Source organism: Synechococcus sp. OH2 (assembly GCF_047462155.1).
In the GTDB taxonomy this organism is placed as follows: domain Bacteria; phylum Cyanobacteriota; class Cyanobacteriia; order Thermostichales; family Thermostichaceae; genus Thermostichus.
The window spans coordinates 3,919-7,721 of the sequence record NZ_JANSIR010000061.1 but is presented as its reverse complement, the minus strand read 5'-3'; the positions used below and the strand labels follow the sequence as shown (position 1 = coordinate 7,721).

Here is a 3,803-nt window from a genome sequence, read left to right as displayed (position 1 = left end):
GGGGATCCCTTCTGAGAGGGGGTAAACGGGTAGGATCTTGCCCAACCTCTCCAGATCCTCGCCCTCTCCCCCCAGCACCTCCAGTTGCGGGTTCTCCAGTGTCAAGCCCAAGCGGCCCTTTTTCACCAGACCGCTGGCCGCCACCACTGCCCCCTTGGGGTATTGCCGCTCCAGGGCTGCCTGCCAACTGCGCTGGGCAAATTGCCGCCCGCTGTAGAAGCGGCTGAGGGTGACTACGCCGCTTTTGTCGGCAAGCTTGAGGTTGAAGATGGTCAGCAAGGGGTTTTTGGGGCTGGTAAAGCAACTGCAGCTTTTCACCGTCCCCACCAGGGTAACCGTCTCCCCCACCTTGGCCTGGCGGATGAGCACGCGGCGGGAATAGTCCAGGTGATCCCGTGGGAAGTAGTAGAGGGCATCGCGCACAGTGTGCAGGCCCAGTTGCGCCAGTTTCTCCGCCGACTTGGGGCCAATGCCCTTGAGAAATTGCAGCGGCTGCTCCAAGCTAAGGCCCTTGGGCAGGGGCAAGGCAGGGCTGGGTGGGGCAGAGTGGGCTTGTTCTTGCTGGCGCCGCAGCCGCTCCAGCCAGCGGCGGGTTTCCGCCACCAGGTGCTGCCGCTCCGCCAGCTCTAGCTGGGGGTAGAGGCGATAGCGGGATCCCAGTTCTTTCCACCGCCGTCGCGCTTCCCCATCCAGGATCCAGCCAGCGGGGGGATCCTGGCCAAACACACTCTGCAAAAATTGGGAGAAGGTCTGCTCTCGCCCCCGCAGGTCGGTAAACCCCACCTCCGCTTCCAGAGAAAGGGCGCGCTGAACCCGCTGTAGATCCACCTGGCTCAAGTTGCTTCTGGGTTGGCTGCCGGTAGTATCCTTTATCCAACTTTAGCCAATGGCAAAGCGTCCCAGGCGCAGCCCCTGGGCCTCAACTCAAAAGGGCCTGCTCTATAGGACAGGCCCCCGGATCCAGAGCAACCTTATTCTTCCAGATGCAAACTAGCTGCGGGCCAGGGCGGATCCCAGCAGCACGGCCATCACTGCTGGCACCAGGGCAATGGCCAGGATGGTGAAAACTTGCGCGTCGGTCATAGCCAACTCCTAAAACCCAGTGCTGTAAACCTGCCCCTCACTTTACCCCGGCTGGTGACCAGACCTGGGGCCCAAAAACATTCTTTACAAAGCGGCCTTTGGTTCTGCGCTTAGCCGCTGCGGGATCCCCTGGCCTCAATTGTGTTACGATGTTGCTTCGCAACGCTGTTGCGACCGCAGGGTAATTCTTGCCTTTTTTTCTTTGCAACGTTTGCTCTTGGCGTCACCATGGTAGCCGCCCCGCACAGCCTAACCACTCCCCGGGACAACCTGGCCATTTTGGCCGAAACGGATCCCATCGTCTACCGCCTCATCCAGCAAGAACTCAACCGCCAGCGGGATCACCTGGAGATGATTGCCAGCGAGAACTTCACCTCGCCGGCTGTCCTGGCGGCGCAGGGCTCGGTGCTTACCAACAAGTATGCGGAGGGTCTACCCGGCAAGCGCTACTACGGCGGCTGCGAATTTATCGACGAGATCGAACAACTGGCCATCGACCGCGCCAAGCAACTGTTTGGGGCGGCCCACGCCAATGTCCAGCCCCACTCCGGTGCCCAGGCCAATTTCGCAGTTTTCTTGGCTCTGCTGCAGCCAGGAGACACGATCATGGGCATGGATCTGGCCCACGGCGGCCACCTCACCCATGGCTCGCCAGTCAATGTCTCTGGCAAGTGGTTCCGCGTGGTGCACTATGGCGTGGATCCGCAGACGGAGCGGATTGATTTTGACCAGGTGCGGGATCTGGCCCTGCAGCACCGGCCTAAGCTGATTATCTGCGGCTACTCCGCCTACCCACGGACAATTGATTTTGCTGCCTTCCGCGCCATTGCCGATGAGGTGGGGGCCTATCTGATGGCAGACATTGCCCACATCGCTGGCCTGGTGGCCACTGGGCACCACCCCAACCCCGTACCCCTCTGCGATGTGGTAACCACCACCACCCACAAGACGCTGCGGGGGCCGCGCGGCGGGCTGATTCTCACCCGCGACCCGGAATTGGGCAAAAAGCTGGACAAGGCGGTGTTCCCCGGCAGCCAAGGGGGGCCTTTGGAGCATGTCATTGCCGGCAAAGCAGTGGCCTTTGGAGAAGCCCTGCAGCCCAGCTTTGCCCAGTACTCAGCCCAGGTCATTGCCAATGCCCAGGCCCTGGCGGCAACGCTGCAACGACGGGGCATCCGGCTGGTTTCGGGGGGCACCGACAACCACCTGATGTTACTGGATCTGCGCTCGGTCTCGGCAGTGCTGGAGAAAAACGGGGCTGCCGATCCGGTGATGACGGGCAAGCGGGCGGATCGCCTGATGGAGGAGATCCACATTACCGCCAACAAAAACACCATCCCCTTTGACCCGCAGCCGCCCTTTGTGGCCAGCGGCCTGCGCCTGGGATCCCCGGCCCTGACCACCCGCGGCCTGGGCGCGGCAGAATTTGAGGAAATTGGGGAAATTATTGCCGATTGCCTGTTTCAACCGGGGGATCTGGCTGTGCTCGAAGACTGTCGCCGGCGAGTGGCCGAGCTTTGCCGCCGTTTTCCGCTCTACCCCCACTTGGGATAACCCCCCTCCCCGCTACGGCTTGCCATGCCTTACTTGGTTGCCTTTTTGGCTGCTGCCTGTGTGGTTCTCTGGGCAACCCCGGTGGTGAAGGCGGTCGGGATCCGCAGCGGCCAGTTGGATTTTCCCGATGAGCGCAAGATCCACCGGCAGCCGATGGTGCGCCTAGGGGGGGTCTCTATCTTTTTTGGCAACCTGGTGGCACTACTCTTGCTCTGGGGAGCCGGAGCCTTCGCCGGCTTGCGCACCGAGCAGGAGTACGAGATCTGGGGGGTAACCATTGGCGGCGTTTTGTTTTTTTTGATTGGCCTGGCCGACGATCTGTTTCAGTTGTCGCCCTTTTCCCGCCTGGCGATGCAGTTTGGGGTGGCTGCCGCCGCCTGGGGAGTAGGGGTGCGCATTGAGTTCATCAACCTACCGCGCCTTGGCCTCTGGCCCTTCCCGGTGTGGTTGAGCCTGCTGGTTACCCTGCTGTGGCTGGTGGGGATGGCCAACGCCATCAACTTCATGGACGGCCTGGATGGGCTGGCGGCAGGCGTGTCGGGGATCGCAGCAGTCGTGATGCTGATGGTAACGCTGCTGCTGGATCGGCCGGCGGCGGCCATGCTGGCGGCAGCCTTGGCAGGGGCCTGTCTGGGCTTTTTGCGCTACAACTTCAACCCGGCTCAGATCTTCATGGGAGATGGGGGAGCCTACTTTTTGGGCTTTACCCTAGCTGGGATCGGGGTCATTGGGGTGGCCAAGGGGGTGACCACGCTGGCGGTAGCCCTGCCGTTTTTTATCCTGGCCGTGCCGATCCTGGATATGTCTACCGTCATCCTCAAGCGGCTGGCCAGGGGCAGGTCCCCCTTTCATCCCGACAAGGGCCACTTGCACCATCGCCTGCTCAAAGCCGGCCTGTCGCAGCGGCATTCAGTGCTCTTGATCTACGCCATGACCCTCTGGGGGGGATCCCTGGCCTTGGCCTTGGCCGGCCTGCCGGCAGGGGGCACCTACCTGGGCGGCGCCTCGCTGCTGTTGGCGGGGGTGAGCTGGGGGGCCTGGCAACGCCAGCGTCAGCGGCAACGGTCTTTGGCTGCTGAAGATACCGAGGTTCAAGCAGCAGATTCAGTTAACTCAAAAAAGGATTAAGCCTGGGTTGTTCCCAGCCGCCCGCCTGCCTAGACTGG

The 3,803-nt window shown here is 62.0% G+C and carries 3 protein-coding genes and 1 pseudogene; 2 read left to right on the top strand and 2 right to left on the bottom strand.

Annotated features, from left to right (window positions below):
* Positions 1-828, bottom strand: a pseudogene (locus NW835_RS05085) (DNA helicase RecG); the annotation flags it as partial.
* Between the two features lie 162 nt (positions 829-990).
* On the bottom strand, positions 991-1,083 hold the full coding sequence (gene psaM, locus NW835_RS05080; RefSeq protein WP_414332959.1) for a photosystem I reaction center subunit XII: 93 nt from the start codon (positions 1,081-1,083) through the stop codon (positions 991-993).
* 228 nt (positions 1,084-1,311) lie between these two features.
* Here psaM and glyA point away from each other — a divergent pair, with 228 nt between their 5' ends.
* Both glyA and NW835_RS05070 read left to right on the top strand, forming a co-directional pair.
* A complete protein-coding gene (glyA, locus tag NW835_RS05075; RefSeq protein WP_414414688.1) occupies positions 1,312-2,637 on the top strand; it encodes a serine hydroxymethyltransferase in 1,326 nt (441 codons plus the stop codon).
* Positions 2,638-2,661: 24 nt separating this feature from the next.
* Complete coding sequence (locus NW835_RS05070; protein ID WP_414414687.1) at positions 2,662-3,765, top strand: glycosyltransferase family 4 protein; 1,104 nt, start codon at positions 2,662-2,664, stop codon at positions 3,763-3,765.
* Positions 3,766-3,803: the final 38 nt, after the last annotated feature.

What these genes read in the sequence shown, in the direction of transcription:
- psaM (WP_414332959.1), bottom strand. Translation starts at nt 1,083, where the DNA reads ATGACCGACGCGCAAGTTTTCACCATCCTGGCCATTGCCCTGGTGCCA.
- glyA (WP_414414688.1), top strand. Translation starts at nt 1,312, where the DNA reads ATGGTAGCCGCCCCGCACAGCCTAACCACTCCCCGGGACAACCTGGCC.
- NW835_RS05070 (WP_414414687.1), top strand. Translation starts at nt 2,662, where the DNA reads ATGCCTTACTTGGTTGCCTTTTTGGCTGCTGCCTGTGTGGTTCTCTGG.